This window comes from Winogradskyella marincola (assembly GCF_029624125.1).
In the GTDB taxonomy this organism is placed as follows: domain Bacteria; phylum Bacteroidota; class Bacteroidia; order Flavobacteriales; family Flavobacteriaceae; genus Winogradskyella; species Winogradskyella marincola.
This window is the reverse complement of sequence record NZ_JARSBN010000010.1, coordinates 1-19,121: the sequence shown is the minus strand read 5'-3', so window position 1 is coordinate 19,121 and position 19,121 is coordinate 1. Positions and strand designations below refer to the sequence as shown.

Genomic DNA, 19,121 nt, shown 5'->3' with positions numbered 1-19,121 from the left:
TTGCTGAAACATTATCATTTTATTTACACTTTTCAGTGTTGCTTTTTTTATTTTTAACAAAATTTAAAACACTAAACCATGGCAAAAATAACACTAGGAGGAACTCCTGTAGAAACAATAGGAAACTTACCAGAAGTTGGTAGCAAAGCACCAGATTTTAAACTTACAGATACAGATTTAAAAGATCAAAGTTCTTCTGATTTTGAAGGTAGCCGTTTAGTATTAAACATTTTTCCAAGTGTAGATACTGGTACATGTGCGCAATCAGTTAGAACATTTAATGAAAAAGCAAGTCAATTAGAAAACACTAAAGTACTTTGTATCTCTAAAGATTTACCATTTGCTATGGCTCGTTTTTGTGGCGCAGAAGGCTTAGACAATGTTATAAGTTTATCAGACTACAAAACAGGTCAATTTGGTAAAGATTACGGCTTAGCATTTGCTGGTGGAACATTTGAAACTCTATTATCTAGATGTGTAGTTGTTATAGATACTGATGGTACTGTATTACATACGGAGCAGGTTTCTGAGGTTGCAAACGAACCAGATTACACAAGTGCTTTGAATAGCTTATCTTAATTCTAAGATGCAACAAAACAAAGAACCATTTATTATAAACAGACTAAAAAGTGTTGGTTTCGCTTTTAAAGGAATGCTTATTCTTATTAAAACCGAAGCCAGCATTAAAATTCAGGTCTTTATTGCTATTGTAATTACTCTTGCTGGTTTTTATTTTAATATTTCAACCACAGAATGGATGTTTCAAACAGCAATGATTGGTCTTGTAATGAGTATTGAAGGTGTTAATACTGCTGTAGAATATATAGCAGATTTCATTCACCCAGATCACCATCCCAAAATAGGTCTTATTAAAGATATTTCTGCCGGAGCCGTTTTTATTGCTTCAATAGTTGCTGTGATTATAGCAGGAATAATCTATCTTCCTAAGATTTTTTAAATACCAAAACCTAAATAAATAACGTTAATTGATAGAAGGCTCTATCAATCTAAAAACTTGTCTTTTATATAACATGAAACAACTTTCTATTTTTCTTTCTTTTTTACTATTGGTAGCGAGTTGTCAAAACAAACCTAAAGAAACTTCAGTAGTAACAGACGTTAAAACAGATCGTGTAACTAAAACAACACCAGAGAAAAACAACTTTTTTAACGATTCTCTAAACATTACCAAAGCGTTTGTGCTTGGTAAGTTTAATTACAAAACAGACTCTACATTTACAAAAGTAGACGCTAAGCATAGCACAAAAGAAATCTATTTAAACACCAGAGTTTACAAAGCATTTCTTGAAATGACTGAAGCTGCAAAAAAAGATAGCATTGATTTCAAAATTATATCTGGAACAAGAAATTTCTATGAACAAAAAGCCATTTGGAATAGAAAATGGAAAAAATACAGCAACCTAAACCCTGTTGATAGAGCTAAGAAAATTTTAGAATACAGTTCTATGCCTTCTACATCCAGACATCATTGGGGAACAGATATAGATTTAAATAGTTTAAATAATTCGTATTTTAACACCGGAAAAGGTCTAAAAACCTACCTGTGGTTAAAAAAGCATGCCAATAGTTTTGGATTCTATCAAGTTTATACCAATAAAAATAATGGAAGAACAGGATATAATGAAGAAAAATGGCACTGGTCTTTTGTACCTTTGGCGAGCAAATATTTAGAATTTTATAATTCTAATATAAAAACTGATGATATTTCAGAGTTTGAAGGATCTCAACTTGCTAAAGATCTTCATATTATTGAAGATTTTGTTAACGGGATTCCCAATAACGTAAAAGCGTATAAGTAATACACCATAAAATACAGATACCGAATCAGCAATCGGCATAACATGGCAAAAAAGACAACTAAAAAGAAAAATACAACCAAAACCAAGGCAAAGCCAAAAAGAGCTTTTAAAAAGCCATCACTTATATTATCTAATCAGCAAAAGCTAATTTTTGGTAGTCTGCTGATAATATTGGGAGTACTTTTATTTATTTCCTTCTTGTCTTTTATTTTCACAGGCAAAGAAGATCAAAGTGCATTGAGCAATTTTCCAGAACGATCAGAAACCTACAAAAACTGGGCTAGCCAATTGGGTGCTTGGGTAAGTGAGTTATTTATAAGCAACGGCTTTGGTCTACCCTCTTTTATCTTCTCTGGTTTAATTTTTCTTTCTGGTGTTTACGTTACCTTAAACCTCAAAAAGGAAAAGCTTAGAAACCACTGGATTTGGGGAACACTCATAGTTGTATGGTTATCTATTTTCTTCGGATTCTTTACTCATAAGTTTGATATTCTAGGAGGTACAATTGGTTTTGAAATGAATCATTTCTTTCAAGATTATATCGGAAAAATAGGCACTGCGCTATTATTACTTTTTGGACTTATCGCCTACCTTGCATTAAGATTTAAAGTTACAGGAGACACATTTGTTAAACTCTTTAGTAGTGCAAAAAGGGATTTTCAGAATGACATGAATCCTAATGCAGAAGATGATGCGCAAACAGCAATTATAGACAATAGCTTAACAGAAGAAGCTGAAGCTATAAAGTCTGCTTTTGAAATTTCTTTAGATAAACCAGAACCTACAATTAGCAATCATTCTAAGCCAAAAGAAGAAAAAGAATTAAATATTGAAGTTGAACCTCAAATAAAATCTGAGCCTCAAGTTGAGGCCGAACCTGAAATAAAAGTTGAGGTAGAATCTGTTGAGGAAGAACAATCTGAAACCGATAATCTTGCAGCTAAACTTGTAGAAGATTTTGGAAAATTTGATCCAACTTTGGAGTTAAGCAATTTTCAATTTCCGCATTTAGATTTATTAAAGAAATACGATAACGAAGGTATTTCTATAGATCAGGAAGAGCTTGAAGAAAATAAGAACCGAATTGTAGAAACACTTAACAACTACAAAATTGGTATTACCAGTATAAAAGCCACTATTGGACCTACAGTAACATTATACGAAATTGTACCAGATGCTGGTATTAGAATTTCAAAAATTAAAAATCTTGAAGACGATATTGCTTTATCGCTTGCTGCACTAGGTATTAGAATTATTGCGCCAATTCCTGGTAAAGGTACCATTGGTATTGAGGTTCCTAACAAGAAATCGACTATAGTTTCGATGCGCTCTGTAATTGCTTCGCAAAAATTTCAAAAATCAGATATGCAATTACCAATAGCGTTTGGTAAAACCATTAGTAATGAAACTTTTGTGGTAGATTTAGCAAAAATGCCTCACTTACTTATGGCTGGTGCTACTGGTCAAGGTAAGTCCGTTGGTTTAAATGCTGTTTTAACTTCGTTATTATACAAAAAACATCCTGCTGAGGTAAAGTTTGTACTGGTTGATCCTAAAAAAGTGGAATTAACGCTTTTTAATAAAATAGAACGTCATTATTTAGCCAAGTTACCAGATAGCGAAGATGCTATAATTACAGACAACACAAAGGTTATAAACACTTTAAATTCACTTTGTATAGAAATGGATAATCGTTACGAAATGCTAAAAAACGCATTTTGTAGAAACATTTCTGAATACAATGCCAAATTTAAAGCCAGAAAATTAAATCCTAATGATGGTCATCAATTCTTACCTTACATTGTTTTGGTGGTAGATGAGTTTGCTGATTTAATTATGACAGCTGGTAAAGAAGTAGAAACACCTATTGCCAGATTGGCACAGTTGGCACGTGCTATTGGTATTCACCTTATCATTGCCACACAGCGTCCTTCTGTTAATGTTATTACTGGTATTATTAAAGCAAACTTCCCAGCTCGTATAGCCTTTAGAGTAACGAGTAAAATAGATTCGCGCACCATTTTAGATGGCTCTGGCGCAGACCAGCTTATTGGTCGTGGAGATATGCTCTATACACAAGGTAATGATCTTATTCGTCTGCAATGTGCTTTTGTAGACACACCAGAAGTTGAAAAAATAACAGAATTTATAGGTTCGCAAAAAGCCTATCCAGATGCTCATCTCTTACCAGAATATGTTGGTGAAGAAGGTGGCACAAATCTTGATATAGATATTTCTGACAGAGATAAATTGTTTAGAGAAGCTGCCGAAATTATTGTTACAGCACAGCAAGGTTCTGCTTCTTTACTACAACGAAAACTAAAATTAGGTTACAACAGAGCTGGTAGAATTATAGACCAGTTAGAAGCTGCTGGTATTGTTGGTCCTTTTGAAGGAAGTAAAGCCAGACAAGTTTTAGTACCAGATTTAGTAGCTCTAGATCAATTATTAGAAAATGAACAATAATATACACTCAAAATAAAAATGAAACGATTATTAATTTTAACATTCATCACATTAGGTTTTACAGGTTTTTCTCAAAATGACACAAAAGCAGAAACGCTATTAAATGATGTGAGTACTAAAATAAAAAGCTACAAAAACATTTCAATTGACTTTAAATATGAGTTAAACAACGCCAATGAAGAAAACATGAATCAAGAAACGCGTGGCGATGTTGTTATTGAAGGCGAAAAATATAAGCTTAACATATTAGGCATTACAAGAATTTTTGATGGTAAAACGCTTTACACTATTAGTCCTGCAGATGAAGAAGTTACAATTTCTTCAGATAACTCCGATGATGAAAGCACAATCTCACCAAGTGATATGTTATCGTTTTACGAAGATGGATATACTTACAAAATGGATATTATTCAGAATGTAAAAGGTAGAAAAATTCAATATGTAAAATTAAGTCCTATGGACACAGATTCTGAGATAAAACATGTTTTATTAGGTATAGACGCAACAACAAAACACATATACAATCTTATTGAAGTTGGTAAAAACGGAACAAAAACAACATTAACTGTTAATTCTTTTCAAACCGATCAACCTATCTCAAAAACCTTGTTTACTTTTGACGAAAGTAAATATTCAGATTACTTTATTAATAGAATAGACTAAGGTTTTAATACTTTATATGTGAAAATACTAGATAGGTACATACTTATCACGTTTTTAAGAACGTTTTTTAGCGTCTTAATTATATTCATGTTCATCTTTGTACTTCAAGGTGTTTGGCTGTACATATCTGAACTTGCTGGTAAGGACTTAGACATTTCTGTAACTGTAAAATTTATTTTATACTACATGCCAAAGCTTGTGCCTTTGGTTGTACCACTTACCATATTATTATCTTCTATTATGGTTTTTGGAAATTTTGCTGAGAACTATGAGTTTGCAGCAATGAAATCTACAGGTATTTCTTTGCAACGTGCTATGCGTAGTCTTAGTGTCTTTATTGTTGCTCTTGGTATTGCCTGTTTCTTTTTTGCAAATAATGTTATTCCTTGGGGAGAATATAACTTTTACAACCTAAGAAAAAACATAGCAAAAGTAAAACCAGCCCTTGCCATCGCTGAAGGTCAGTTTAATGAAATTGGAAATATTAACATTAAAGTAGACAAAAAATCTGGAGACAGAGGGCAGTATCTAGAAAATGTAATTATACACGATAAAAGTTCTGCTAGGACGGGTAATTTTAAAGTTATTATTTCTGAAAAAGGCGAATTAAAAAGTAGTGAAGATTCTAATGTATTGCAATTAGAACTCATTAATGGTAACTACTACGAAGAAATTATAGATAAAGATATTCGAAAAAACATTAATAGACCTCATGCCAAAAGCTATTTTGATAGCTACACCATTAATGTAGATTTAGAAATGCTTAATGATGAGGATCTGGATGAAAAGAACTACAAAGACAAGCATTCAATGCTTAACATTGACCAGCTAAACTATACGATAGATAGCTTGAAAGGTCAACGAAACGAAGATTACAAAACCTTATCCAATACACTGTACAATAGAACAACCTACGCTGCTTTAAATCTAAATATTAGCACAGAAAAAGATTCATCATTTACAGGCAATGTTATGGACCTCTTCCCTACAAGCAAAAAGGGGCAAATTTTAAATCTTGCATTAAACTCTGCAAATAGTACAAACCAAATAATAGACTCTAACAAAAAGAATTTTGAAACCAAAACCATACATCTAAACAAGCACATAATAGCTTTTCATGAAAAATTTGTATTAGCTATTGCCTGTATTATTTTATTCTTTGTTGGTGCACCTCTTGGAGCCTTAATAAGAAAAGGAGGTCTAGGATTACCAATTGTAATTGCAGTGGTACTGTTTTTAACCTATCACTTCTTTGGCATTTTTGCAAAAAACAGTGCAGAAAAAGGAAGCTTTAGTCCAATTATAGGATCGTGGCTATCTACAGCTGTTATGCTTCCTTTAAGTATTTATCTGACGACTAGAGCTACTAATGACAAAGGAGTTTTTCAATTTGATGCCATTATAGTTCCATTAAAAAGACTCTTTGCCCCTAAAAATAAACTTCAGTTATCTGAAAGTGAAACAAAGTCTTACAACTACTACAAAAAGTATTCAATAGAAGAATTAGTTGGAATTATAAAAGAGCAAGGCGAATTTGATTTAGACAAAAAACCAAAGGAAATTGCTCTTCATAATCTTTTAAATAGAAACATACCTTTAGAGAGTTTAAGAGACGAAGGCCTAGAAGTAGATGAAAAGCTTATAAAAGGTAGAGAATTGCTTAAAGATTATAAAGATTACTCTAAAACCAGCTTAATAAGTTTTATTACAGGAGGTGCTTTACTTGGGCTGCATTTTATATGTAAAAACAATAAACTACCAGAAATTGCAGAAGCATCTTTAAGCTTAAGTATTATTGCTTTTATATTCTATGCAATCTATATTGTTGTAGATGCTTATGTATATTCTAAATTTTACAAAACCATTGGGCAAAAAAACAAAAGAGTTAACCCTATATTATTTATACTCTCTATTCCTCTTTACCCAATAAAATATATTATTCTAAGAAATAAGATTACGTTCGACTTCTACCAAAGTTGTATTCTCAACATCAAATAATAACCGTATCTTTGCATCACTAAATTTTTAGGTTATGACTACTAATGCTATGGACACAAAAACTAAGTTAAATACCATTGAAGAAGCTATAGAAGACATTCGTCAAGGCAAAGTAATTATTGTCGTTGACGATGAAAATCGTGAAAACGAAGGAGACTTCTTAGCTGCTGCCGAAAAGGTAACTCCAGAGATGATAAACTTCATGGCTACGCATGGTCGAGGTTTAATTTGTGCACCACTTACAGAGCATAGATGTGAAGAGTTAGAACTTAACATGATGGTAAGAAATAACACTGACCCAATGGAAACTGCTTTTACAGTATCTGTAGATTTAAGAGGAAATGGTGTTAGCACTGGGATTTCTGCAAGCGATAGAGCAAAGACCGTTAAAGCTTTAGTAAATGATGACACAAAACCTTTTGAACTGGCAAGACCAGGTCATATTTTTCCCTTAATAGCAAAAGAAGGTGGTGTCTTAAGACGTACAGGCCATACAGAAGCTGCAATAGATTTTGCACGTTTAGCTGGTTTTGAGCCAGCAGGTGTTATTGTGGAAATTATGAATGAAGATGGAACCATGGCAAGACTACCACAACTTATGGAAGTGGCTAAAAAGTTTGATCTAAAAATTGTTTCTATTGAAGATTTAGTGGCTTACCGAATGGAGCACGACTCATTAATAGAAAAGAAAGAAGATTTTAATATAGAGACTCGCTTTGGCAAATTTAGACTTAGAGCATATCTACAAACCACCAATAATCAAGTTCATATAGCATTAACAAAAGGTACTTGGAAACCTGACGAAACGGTATTAACACGTGTTAACTCTACTCTAGTTAACAATGATATTCTTGGCACACTAACCAATAATGCTGACCAAAAGTTAGATGACATGTTTAATGCCATTAACAAAGAAGGAAAAGGTGCTATTATATTCATAAATCAGCAAGCTGAATCTATGAATATATTATCTCGTTTATCTGTTTTAAAAGAAAATCAGGAAGAAGGACAATTAGTTAAAGCTCCAAGAATCTCAATGGATTCTAAGGACTTTGGTATTGGTGCACAAATCCTTCACGATTTAAAAATTAGTAAAATCAATCTACTTTCTAACAGTCTTCAAACCAAGCGTGTTGGTATGATTGGATATGGTTTAGAAATAGTAGATTATGTTAATTATTAATAGCAGTTTACTATATTAAGATTATAATAAAGATTTAATAATTTCAGCCATTTTTTGAGCTCTAGATTTCACTTCTTCTTCTGTCCATGACAATTTAATGAGGCAAGAAATATTTCTACCTATGTAATAATCAGATTGCTCAAAAGACGTTGTTTTAAGGTAACTTAAACCTACTTTAACCTCTTCAGAAATTGGGAATAGCGATTTTAAATCTTTTAAATGATCCCATTTACGTATGTAGTGCCAATTGTTGTCATAATAATTCCAACAAGCATCTATACCATTTTCTTTAAAAGCTTTAATAACTTCTCTTGTCGTTTCCAAATCTGGTAAAAAGAAATTAAAAAACGCTCCACTCTCCTCACCTCCTTCTGGCACAGTTCTTAGCGTGATTTCAGAAATTTGGGATAGTGTCTCTTGAAATATCTTTAGATACTTACGTTGAATGTCTAGGAACTCTGGTAATCTTCTAACCTGAGCTAAACCTACAGCTGCATGCAGTTCTGAAATTCTAAAATTATAACCTAAAAACGGATGGGTTTCTGCACCTCTGTCATTTCCAATATGATCATGACCATGATCACTATAATGGTCGGCATTAAGGTAATAGTCTCTATTATTTGTAATTACCGCTCCACCTTCTCCACAAGTAATGGTTTTTACAAAATCGAAAGAAAAGCAACCTAAATCTCCTACACTTCCTAGAGGTTTACCTTCATAAGTTGCTCCTATCGCCTGGCAAGCATCTTCTACAAGAACAAGATTATTAACATCACATATTTCTTGAAGTGCATTTAGATTAGCCATACTACCACACATATGAACTACCATCACAGCCTTAGTCTTTGATGTTATTGCAGCCTCTACAGCTTTAGGATCTAAAGTTAAAGTATCATCAATATCTACGAGAACTGGAATTGCTCCCAGCATCATTATTGCTTCAAAACTAGCCACAAAAGTAAATGTTGGTATTATTACCTCATCACCTGCTCCTACACCTGCCGAAGCCAATGCTACTGAAACTGCAGCGGTACCACTAGAAACTAACTGAACATGTTTTGAGTTAAAAGTCTTAGCTAGTTCTGCCTCAAGTTCATTTGCTTTCCAATGTCCATTACGCATACCATCAAAACCGTAACGCATCAAAACACCACTGTCTAGTACATCATTAACTTCTTTTCGTTCTAAGTCACCAAATAACTCAAATCCAGGCATAATTTTTTTTCTTTTTATTTGAAAAACAAATATAACCTTTTCAATCGCTTCAAAAGCGTTATTTTACAATTCTATAATAGTTTCTAATAAAGGTTTTCTTACTTTTTTAAGCTTAGCAAACATATCATCTTCTGCTCTAAAACCAACAGGAAATAACAGAACTGACGTTAACCCATATTTGTCTAACCCTAAAACATTATCAACTTGCTCAGAAATAAAACCTTCCATAGGGCAACTATCTATTTGTTCTACAGCACAAACGGTCATTAAATTGCCCAACGCAATGTATGCTTGCTTGGTAGCCCAATTGTTTTTGGTGGTTGTGCTCATACCTTGAATCGTTGCCTTGAGGCCATCTCTAAAGGGATCTAAAATATTATCTGGTGTTTGCCTAATATTTTTTATGGTATCAAAATGACTATCTACATCTACTTCATCGATTTCTGTTTGAATACAAATGACTAACAAATGTGATGCATCCACTACTTGCTGCTGACCATAAGAGTGCTCTACTAACTTTTCTCTAATATTTTTATCCTCTACAACAACAAGTTTTAATGTTTGCAAACCATAGGATAAAGCTGTTAAGTTAAATGCCTCTTTTAATGTATTGAGTTGCTCTTGAGATATTTTTTTTGAAGATTCAAACCTTTTAGTAGCATAGCGCCACTTTAATTTTTCTATTATAGACATCTACTTTTTTATTTGCAAAGATATACCATAAACAAAAAAGAGTTCCTATTTCTAGGAACTCTTTGCGGAGAAAGAGGTAAGTGAACCTCTTTCTCAGCGTCTTTATTTATCGATGTTTCAGTCCTGTACCATTATGAGGTCACCTAATAGGTCACCTTTAAAACCTTGTGTTAAAGATACGAAATTTACTTGATTAATCCTCGTACTTTACTGATTTCAAAGCCCATAAAGTCGCAAAATTCATCAATAGTAACTAATTGGTGTGACTCTTTGTTAAGGTGCTCTTTAATCTTATTGATTATAGTTCTACCATAACGCTCACTTTTACCTGTTACCACTTGCACGTCTTTAGGGTAAATACAGATTCTACTCATTCATTTTAAATTTAAAATTAATACTCTAACTATACTTTAGCTATACAGTAGCTGTAAAGCTCTTATATACAATATACGACAATTTTCATAATGAAAAAACTATCTATTTCGGAAGTTTTGGCAAGTTATAAACACTTCGGAAGCTCTTATAACCAGTGTGTTAGATATGTTCGTATATTTAAATATTCATCATCAAAAAATATAATTGTTATGGCAAGATTAAAAGGTATTATTAAACTCGAAGGTACGTTAGATAATTTGACGTTTTACAAGGGTAAAGAAGGCTATTTGGTAAAGACTAAAAGCGGTGTTTCAAAAGAGCGTATTCAAAATGATCCAGCGTTTGAGCGTACGCGAGAAAACGGTTCTGAATTTGGTCGTTCTGCATCTTCTGGAAAATTATTAAGAACTTCTGCAAGAAACTTAATGATTAAAGCAAAAGATAATAGAGTTTCAAGTCGTGTTACGCAAGTAATGACGAAAATTAAAAACTTCGATACATCCTCTATAAGAGGTGAAAGAAATGTGGCAACAGGATTGGCAACACCAGAAGGTAAAGCGGCTTTAAAAGGCTTTGATTTTAATAATAGAGCTGTTTTAAGTGCGGTTTTATTTGCTCCTTTTAGCGTTGATGGTTCTACAGGTGAAATTTCAATCCCAAATTTAACACCTACAAACGATATTGCTTATCCAAATGGTGCAACTCACGTTAGTTTTACTTCGGCTTTCTTAAAAGTTGATTTTGATACTACAGAAAATGCGATTGAGTACAGTCCGACTGTAAATATTCCAATTGATTCGACTTCTGCATCGCAAACATTAACTCCAGCAGGTGTACCAACAGGTACAGGAAACAATGTATTTCTTTTATTAGTAGAGTTCTTTCAAGAGATTAACGGTGTTCAGTATCCGCTTAAAAATGGCGCATATAACGTTTTAAACATCGTAGAAGTGGCATAAGTTTCATTCTGACCTTTGAAGCTGAAAGAGTCCTATGGTTTTGTATCATAGGGCTTTTTCTTTTTACTATTATTTTTTTAAAGAAAACAAAAAAAGAAAGCTGATGCTTTGGTAGCGTGGATGATGCTGTCAAGGTTTTTGAATAAGAGTTTTTTATATTAATATGTTTAATGAAATAGAAGAACTATTTTGAAAAAAGTTTTATTTAAAACCCTTTAGGGCTTGACCTTTATAGCATATAGCGTTGGCATTAGGTAGCTACCTATATTTGCTATCTTTTTTTATTTTTAAGTTACTAAACTCAAATATTATGGAACATCAAATTTCAGTAAAGCAGATACTTGTTGATATAATATCAATTATGCCACAGATAAACAAAGAATTTAGTAATAATGAAAAGTATAAACCATTAATTGATTTTTTAAATGCTAAAGATTATTACTACGATGATGATTTGCCATATCCTACTTTAAAACAAATTGAGTCTGAAACAGGTATAAAATCTTACCATTTACGAAAACAACTTAAAGAAATTTATGACTATCTTTTTGATTATAAATTTGATTATCATTTTGATTTTAGAAAAACCGAATTGATTATAAATGTTGAATACTTTAAACGCTACGCTACTTTTAATTGTAAGCCATTAAGTTATTTACCAAAGATTGGTGAAAACATTACGTTACATTTTTTAAAAGCTAAAGTAGGTACAGATTATTTTTATGTACAAGATATTAGACATCAATTTGAAGCTGATAAGCATATTATTGATTTGTATTTAAAAGGTGGCATTTATAATTCATATTGGTATTATCGAAAGCATAAGGCGATTGAGTTAGGTGAAATTGGTTTTGGCGCAGATTACAAGCTTTATGATTTTCAAATTAAAGAACAACTTGGGTTAAAAGGTTAGTTTTAACGAGTGTAATAGTTACCTCTATTACTTGAACAAAGGTAAAAAAATAGTATATTTACCCTCGTTAAGAGAATACAAGTAATATTTACCCTCGTTTAAAATGGCTAAATTTAATAGAAACACACCATATAATAGTTTACCACTGTTACCACCTAAAACAACTTTAGAAACCACTAAAGTATTACGTAAAACTATTGATGCCAGTAGAGCATTAGCACAACTAAATGGTATGCTTACCAATTTACCAAACCCAACATTGTTTTTAGATACCATTCATTTACAAGAAGCTAAAGCCAGTTCTGAAATAGAAAACATAATAACTACTAATGACGATTTGTATAAATCTTTAGTAGCAGATAAAAAATTTGATAATCCAGCTACTAAAGAAGTTATAAGTTATAAGGAAGCACTTTGGAATGGTTTACAAGAGATAGATAAACGTCCATTTATATCTACTAATTTATGTGTTCAAATTGTACAAAGCATTAAAAAGAATAACGCAGGTATTAGAACAACACCAGGGACTGCTTTAAAAAATGCTAATGGTGAAACCATTTACACACCACCAACTGGTGAAGCTGTAATACGAGAAAAGATGGCTAATCTTGAAACTTTTATAAATGGGGAAGATATTGTAGACCCATTAATTAAAATGGCATTAATGCATTATCAATTTGAAGCTATACACCCTTTTAGTGATGGTAATGGTAGAACAGGTCGTATTTTGTTGCTTTTATATTTAAAACTTGAAAAACTATTAGATACACCTGCTATTTATTTAAGTGAATATATTATTAACAATAGAGCTGAATACTATACTAAATTACGAGAAGTAACGGAAAATAATGATTGGGAAGGTTGGATATTGTATATGCTTGAAATGGTAGAATATACAGCTAACAAAGGATTACAACGTTTAAAGGATGTTACTGATTTAATGGAACAAATGGCTAATGAAATAAGAGAGACACTACCTAAAGTATATACTAAAGAATTGGTTGAAATACTATTTAGATTACCATACACTAAAAGGCAGTTTTTAATTGATGCCAAATTAGGTACACCAAAAACCGTTGGTAATTATTTAATAGAATTAGAAGAAGCTGGGTTTTTAATTTCTGAAAAGGTAGGTAAAGAAAAACTATATCTCAACCATAGATTAATGGCTGTGTTAGAGGCTTAATAATATTTTCTAAATTTTGTTTAAAGTTCCAATGTGAGCGTTGGCTATAGCGGATATTTACTCGCTCCATTTCTGTTTTTTTTAACGGTGCTCGTGAATAGCGGCGAATTTTAATTTTAGACGAAACTAAAGTAGGGGTTGCTCCACTATTTAGCTCGTTTCATTTTTATTTTAAATTAATGTACTCGTGAATATCCACAGTTTAATTATTGTTCCGATTTGTGCGGTTGGTGCGTGGCTATTTTACATAATGACCGTTATAGCGCTTTTAGTTGCTATAACTACGCATTATGTAAACATAGCTTGGGTGAGTTTAGGGTTTTATGATAAAATAATAACTGAATAGCTTATTGCAGTTTGGTTTGATTTTATGAAAACCAAAGCTGTAATATGCTATTACCTTAAAGACAAAAAAACGCTAAACTTATATGGCGCGCGGAACAACACAAAAGACAGAGGGTTTTTGCTTTTTCGCAAAAAACTGGGTTTTGGGTTGTGTGGACTTTTTTATAAGTTGTAAAAGTAGATGAGAATAAAGATATATTTATTATATTGGTATATAATTTGATGTATCATATATAGTTTAAGTTGTACAATTGATTGGTTATTAATAATTAACGAATAGTTAAAATTTATAATGTAGTTGTTGACATTTCAAAACAAATTAATACATTTGCCCTATGTTAGTTACAAGACAAGACATATTATCTTTAAAAAAATTATCAACTACAAAAGAAGCTGTACCTGTTGACAGCATACCTTTTACCTTTAAAAGAGATTTTCAATTATACTTTTTTGGAAAAACGTTTTTTAAAAAGGATGATAGCTTATTTGCTTACCCACACGACATTAAACGTTGGACTCGTTTTATGTTTAATAAATACAATGGGTAATAATGTTACCTGATTATTTATTAAATTTTAATAAAGCACTTTCAGATTTTCAAGAAAAGTACCCTAGAGACAATTGGACAGAGTCGTTTAGAGATTCATTAATTAATGATTACTCTTTCTATTCTGCAAGAGTAGAAGACTCTAAACTGCAATATGGTGATACTATCAGGTTTTTAAATAATGAAACCGTTAGAGGTGTAAACCTTAACTCATTAATGGGAATTTCTGATCATCAAAGCGTTCTTAAAAGTCTATTAGATTCTTTAAATAATTTTAGTTTAACAGAAGATTCAATAAAAGAGGTACATCGTTGTTTAATGGAAAGTCCTTTAGCTTGGGAAACTGAATTTAAACCTGAATTGGTAGGTAATTATAGAAATATACCAACTATAGGGTCAAGACAGCCTTTTTTTGAAGATAAAGAATATATAGCTCATTATAATTTAGAAAATGTAATGGGCACTTGGGTTGGTATGTTTGATAATCGTTTTTCTGATATAGATAACACTACAGAAGATAAGCATATACTAACAAGAATAGCATACTTTCATAACAAGTTTTTAAATGAATTACATCCTTTTGCTGATGGAAATGGTAGGGTTTGTAGAATTGTAATAGGTGCAGTATTGATGCAAAATGGTTGTCCGCCTATTTTTCCTGAAATAACAAATCAAGAAGAGCAGATAGAGTATATTACCACTATTGTAAATTGTGAGCAGGAAAACTCTGATATGCTTTTGGTAAAATATTTTGCAGAAGGTATGACTGATTATTTAATCCGTAGGACAAACGAGGCATAGTTTTTTTGCCAAAACACTCTAGTCTGTTTAAGTGGTGTAGTTTGCTTTTGAAAACTTGCTATAATTTTAATTGGTTTCTTCCATTTTAACCATAAACCAATCTAATGTTTTACCATGTTTTCCAAGTTCCCTTATTAAAAAGTTCTCGTGCTGATTTATAACGTTGTTCTTTGCGTTTAGCATCTTCGAAATCGTGACCAACTCTTTGTGCTTCCAATATGGTTCTAATTCCTTTGGGTAGTTCTCTGGGATTTGTTTGGATTGTTCTATAAAATTCTTCTCTAACTGTTTTTTCAAGTTCTGCTTCTTCTTTTTTAAGTTTTTCTCTTGCTGTTTCAAACTCTCTTTGTTCTTGCTCTTCAAGTCCTCTAAACTGTTCTGGTAGGTCTCTTTCTTGTTGCTCAAGGCTTGTTCTTGCTGTTTCAAACTCTTGTCGTGCGACTCCATCAAGATATCTAAACTGTTCTGGTAGGCTGTTGTGCTCTCCACTAAATTCATCAAGACTTCTTCTTTCAGATTCGATAAGTTTTGTAATTCTGTCTCTTCGTGATCTAAAATCTCCTTCCAATCTTTCTGTGTATTGGCTAAAGTCTTCTCTAATTTCTGCTTCAGTTCGATTGTCTTTAAGTTCGATTGCTCTATGTTGGTCAACTGATTCTTGCTGGTCTCTAATTTCTTTAATTTTTGCAAGGTATCTTTTTTCCAGTTTTTCAACTCTGTTTTGAAATTTTTCTCTCTCCACTCTAAATTCTTTTTGTTTGAGTTCAAAGTCTCTATATCGTTCTGTAAGGCTTTCAAGAACTTCTCTCTCAAATCGTTTTTCCAAATCTGTGAGTCTCTGTTCAGCTTCTTTTGTAGCGCTCTCAATTCTTGATATTTCAGATTCAAAGTCGTATTCAGCTCTTCGGTAAGGTTCTGATTGAAGGCATTTTTTAATAGTTCGTAGCGTGTTATTAAGTCTCGTTTTGCGGCAGCTGAGCGATTCTTCAAAAACTCTTCTTTGGTATTCATCAAATTCCAATACTCCTTCTGAAGTTCCAGAGGAAACTCGTATATATTTGGTGTTTGCTTCGATTCCATTATATTCCCACTTTACTCTTTTAGTTGTTTTAAAATTGTCTTCAATGTCTTGTGCGGAAGATTTTGGCACTATAATACTTACCGTATCAATACCTAACCGTCTTAATTTAATTTTCTTTTCTTCTTTTACTTTATGAGTGACTACTAATTCTATTAATAAAACAGGGATATTATTAGCATCAAAAAAAGTAACATCTGGTCTAATTAAAAGGTATCTGTCTTCGACTTCTGGATTTTTACCAAACTTAATAGCTCCATTAATATCTTCATAAAAGGTTAATTGAGATTTAACTTTATTTGCGGTTACAAATTTTGCTTTTTCTAACAGCATTGGTGCGCCATCTTCACCTCTTGGTGGGTATTTATAGACATTAGGCACTTTTATAGTTTTTATTCTTTGTAGAATATCTGTTGCTAACGTTTCTCTATATTGAAGATTACTAAAAGTACAAGGTGTATTGTCTTTTTCTACATCTACAGGAACGTGACGAAAGTAAGACCTATGTTTTGGGTTTTTCTTTCTTATAACCGCTTCCATTTGCTTATCGCAGCCTATACAGAAGTAGCCTTTACGACCGCTTTGAGCATCATCGATAAACAAGTGTTCTCCTTTTACATTTTTAGCCCAATCGTTATTGGCTTCTATGTCATATTTTTTTTCTTCTAAAGGCACTTCTTTTTATTTTGATGATTGCTCTACTATATCAATTTAGCTCGTATTATTTACATTTTATATTAATGTACTCATGAATCTCAAGAGTTTTCAACTATTGAGATTTCTTCATCTGTTAATCCATATAACTTATATACCATTCGGTCTATTTCTGCTTCTAATACTGTAGTGTCTGCTTCTGGGTTGTCTTTTTTTAGAGATAAAGCATTGTCGACTAAACTTATTATAATATTTTGCTGTTGTAAAGATGCTTTCTTTACAGGAAATTGTCTAAAAACTTTTACCCCAATATCAACACCAACACCTCTTTTTTTACCGTTAGTGTTAAACCAATACTCGCCAAGTTTTGAGTTAAGAATGCCTAAAAGGTATTTCAAATCATATTCTTTGTTTTTTTGCCAAATAACGGAAAAAGAAAAACCAACATAATATTGTTTGTCATCATATGTAAAATGTGGATACTTGAACATACCAGGACAAATAAGTTTTGGCATATCAAAAGGATTCACTTTAGAACTTCTATCTCTATGCAAACCATAAGGTGCATTAGAAGATGTAATAAAGTGCGATACATTATCTAAATGTTTTTTTAAGTTTGGATATTTATTTTCTTCAATATCCTTTCTTATTTGTTTGTCTGAAAAGACTAAATACTCATCTGTAAAATTAACACCATACCTTACAACATTATGAGTGTTTAAATATGGCTTTAATAATTTAATTTCACTTTCGTTTAAGTTTAAACTTTCTACTTCATTTTTATTAATTACAAATACTCCTTCACCACCTTTGAATCGAGATTCTAATTCGCTAGGTATATTTTTAGAAGCAACCTTATCTGAACTTTCTTGTATGCCAACAGAAGTATTATATAATTCTCCTAATTTAATACAACTATTAAATAATGCACTTGAACTAGCATCTAAAGTTATAGAATCATTATTTACTATCACCTTGTTGTTATAGTGTAAGACTGTTTCCTTATTAATATCTTTGCTAAAATCTTTTGTGTCAACTATAACTAACTTTACTTCATAGTCATCAGTAATTAATGAATTAAAGTAAGAATGAATCATATGCTTACCAGATACTTCTTCAAAAATTGGATAATCATCAAAATAAATAATTTCATTTAAAGTCTTTTCATTGAAAATTCTATTAATAAGCCTTTTTGAGCCATCGCTTTTTACCCAATAAGAATTTGTTATATACGAGATATAAGCGTCTTTGGAAGCGATATTAAAGGCTTGGTGTAAAAAGAAATACCACAAATCCATTTTTCCTTGAAGGTATTCTTGCCATTTAGGACTTTTGCGTATTGGTGCAAAAATATCTTTTGCATCACGCTCTTTAATATAAGGTGGATTCCCAATTACTGCATCAAACCCAATATACGAGCCATCATCTGCTAATACTTCTGGAAACTCAAAACGCCACTCAAACGCATTGTGGTAAATAGCATTGTTTACTATTTCTTCTTTTTCTATAAGTGCATTTTCGGCTTTTGTTTTTAGTTTTTTTAGTGCGTCTTTGTCTTTTTTAGTTATTTTTTCGCCAAATTGTTTTAGGTTGTTTTGGCGTTCTTGCTCGTTAATAAGTTCGCCTTGTGCTTTCTGGAATTTAGCTATAAAGGTATTGTCTAATGTACTTGTAAAGTTGTGTTTTACCTCGTCTATAATTTGTAATACTTCGCGTTTACGGTCTTTGCTATTGGTGTCTTTATACTCTGCAACAGCGTTTTTATAGTCTTTAAAGTTGTAGTTTACTTGTTTACCTTTAAAGGCGTCTTTTAAATCGTCGTCTAAACTAAAACGGCTTATTAAAGAGTTACCACACTTAATATTAATATCTATATTAGGTAGTGTTTGTAAACGGTTTTCTTTGGTGTAATAGGCGTTTTTAAGTAACTCTATCCAAAGCCTTAAACGACATATTTTTACAGAATTAGGGTTTATATCTACACCAAACAAACAGTTTTCTATAAGGGTTTGTTTTTGATGAAATAGCGTGTGCTGTATGCGTGTGCTTTCTTTTTCGGTTGGGTTATACTCGAATAGCGCGCCATTATCATCTATAACATACAGTTCGTCATTTACTATTTCTATATCGCAACGTAATGGTAAGCCTTGACCCGTCCTGAATAAAGGCTACATAATTTTAAACATTATGTATAAAAACGACAAAGTAATCAGACGGTATTCAGA

At 32.0% G+C, this 19,121-nt stretch carries 17 protein-coding genes; 12 read left to right on the top strand and 5 right to left on the bottom strand.

Annotated elements, in window-relative coordinates; translation table 11 throughout:
- The first annotated feature begins 78 nt into the window (after nucleotides 1–78).
- From tpx to ribB, 7 genes are all read left to right on the top strand, one after another.
- Nucleotides 79–579 (top strand): thiol peroxidase, encoded by a 501-nt coding sequence (gene tpx / locus P7122_RS14755; protein ID WP_278006568.1) that lies wholly within the window; start codon nucleotides 79–81, stop codon nucleotides 577–579.
- Nucleotides 580–586: 7 nt separating this feature from the next.
- Nucleotides 587–958 (top strand): diacylglycerol kinase, encoded by a 372-nt coding sequence (locus P7122_RS14750; protein WP_278006567.1) that lies wholly within the window; start codon nucleotides 587–589, stop codon nucleotides 956–958.
- Between the two features lie 73 nt (nucleotides 959–1,031).
- Complete coding sequence (locus P7122_RS14745) at nucleotides 1,032–1,820, top strand: M15 family metallopeptidase (protein WP_278006566.1); 789 nt, start codon at nucleotides 1,032–1,034, stop codon at nucleotides 1,818–1,820.
- Between the two features lie 42 nt (nucleotides 1,821–1,862).
- The gene (locus P7122_RS14740) at nucleotides 1,863–4,286 is read left to right on the top strand and encodes a DNA translocase FtsK (protein ID WP_278006565.1); all 2,424 of its coding nucleotides are present in this window, start codon (nucleotides 1,863–1,865) and stop codon (nucleotides 4,284–4,286) included.
- Between the two features lie 18 nt (nucleotides 4,287–4,304).
- Nucleotides 4,305–4,949, top strand: coding sequence for an outer membrane lipoprotein periplasmic chaperone LolA1 (gene lolA1, locus P7122_RS14735; RefSeq protein WP_278006564.1), 645 nt, complete (start codon nucleotides 4,305–4,307; stop codon nucleotides 4,947–4,949).
- 18 nt (nucleotides 4,950–4,967) lie between these two features.
- The gene (locus P7122_RS14730; protein WP_278006563.1) at nucleotides 4,968–6,947 is read left to right on the top strand and encodes an LptF/LptG family permease; all 1,980 of its coding nucleotides are present in this window, start codon (nucleotides 4,968–4,970) and stop codon (nucleotides 6,945–6,947) included.
- A 34-nt stretch (nucleotides 6,948–6,981) separates the two neighbouring features.
- Nucleotides 6,982–8,130 carry a 3,4-dihydroxy-2-butanone-4-phosphate synthase gene (ribB, locus tag P7122_RS14725; protein ID WP_278006562.1) on the top strand — a complete coding sequence of 383 codons (1,149 nt, stop codon included), beginning with the start codon at nucleotides 6,982–6,984 and terminating at the stop codon, nucleotides 8,128–8,130.
- 21 nt (nucleotides 8,131–8,151) lie between these two features.
- On the opposite strand, the gene P7122_RS14720 is transcribed toward ribB, so the two are convergent.
- The 3 genes from P7122_RS14720 to P7122_RS14710 all read right to left on the bottom strand — a co-directional run bounded on the left by P7122_RS14720 (nucleotide 8,152) and on the right by P7122_RS14710 (nucleotide 10,412).
- A complete protein-coding gene (locus P7122_RS14720) occupies nucleotides 8,152–9,345 on the bottom strand; it encodes a DegT/DnrJ/EryC1/StrS family aminotransferase (protein WP_278006561.1) in 1,194 nt (397 codons plus the stop codon).
- A gap of 63 nt (nucleotides 9,346–9,408) precedes the next feature.
- Complete coding sequence (locus P7122_RS14715) at nucleotides 9,409–10,038, bottom strand: NAD(P)H-dependent oxidoreductase (RefSeq protein WP_278006560.1); 630 nt, start codon at nucleotides 10,036–10,038, stop codon at nucleotides 9,409–9,411.
- Nucleotides 10,039–10,223: 185 nt separating this feature from the next.
- Nucleotides 10,224–10,412, bottom strand: coding sequence for a hypothetical protein (locus tag P7122_RS14710; protein ID WP_262733644.1), 189 nt, complete (start codon nucleotides 10,410–10,412; stop codon nucleotides 10,224–10,226).
- A gap of 210 nt (nucleotides 10,413–10,622) precedes the next feature.
- Here P7122_RS14710 and P7122_RS14705 point away from each other — a divergent pair, with 210 nt between their 5' ends.
- From P7122_RS14705 to P7122_RS14685, 5 genes are all read left to right on the top strand, one after another.
- Complete coding sequence (locus tag P7122_RS14705; RefSeq protein WP_278006559.1) at nucleotides 10,623–11,372, top strand: hypothetical protein; 750 nt, start codon at nucleotides 10,623–10,625, stop codon at nucleotides 11,370–11,372.
- Nucleotides 11,373–11,682: 310 nt separating this feature from the next.
- Nucleotides 11,683–12,285, top strand: coding sequence for a hypothetical protein (locus tag P7122_RS14700; protein WP_278006558.1), 603 nt, complete (start codon nucleotides 11,683–11,685; stop codon nucleotides 12,283–12,285).
- A 103-nt stretch (nucleotides 12,286–12,388) separates the two neighbouring features.
- Nucleotides 12,389–13,471 carry a Fic family protein gene (locus P7122_RS14695; RefSeq protein ID WP_278006557.1) on the top strand — a complete coding sequence of 361 codons (1,083 nt, stop codon included), beginning with the start codon at nucleotides 12,389–12,391 and terminating at the stop codon, nucleotides 13,469–13,471.
- A gap of 680 nt (nucleotides 13,472–14,151) precedes the next feature.
- Complete coding sequence (locus tag P7122_RS14690) at nucleotides 14,152–14,364, top strand: hypothetical protein (protein ID WP_278006556.1); 213 nt, start codon at nucleotides 14,152–14,154, stop codon at nucleotides 14,362–14,364.
- A 2-nt stretch (nucleotides 14,365–14,366) separates the two neighbouring features.
- The gene (locus tag P7122_RS14685; protein WP_278006555.1) at nucleotides 14,367–15,164 is read left to right on the top strand and encodes a Fic family protein; all 798 of its coding nucleotides are present in this window, start codon (nucleotides 14,367–14,369) and stop codon (nucleotides 15,162–15,164) included.
- 109 nt (nucleotides 15,165–15,273) lie between these two features.
- Here P7122_RS14685 and P7122_RS14680 read toward each other — a convergent pair whose 3' ends face one another.
- Nucleotides 15,274–16,917: a coiled-coil domain-containing protein gene (locus tag P7122_RS14680; RefSeq protein ID WP_278006554.1), complete on the bottom strand. Its 1,644-nt coding sequence runs from the start codon at nucleotides 16,915–16,917 to the stop codon at nucleotides 15,274–15,276.
- Between the two features lie 80 nt (nucleotides 16,918–16,997).
- Nucleotides 16,998–18,887, bottom strand: a complete 1,890-nt coding sequence (locus P7122_RS14675; protein WP_278006553.1) for an Eco57I restriction-modification methylase domain-containing protein — start codon at nucleotides 18,885–18,887, stop codon at nucleotides 16,998–17,000.
- Nucleotides 18,888–19,121: the final 234 nt, after the last annotated feature.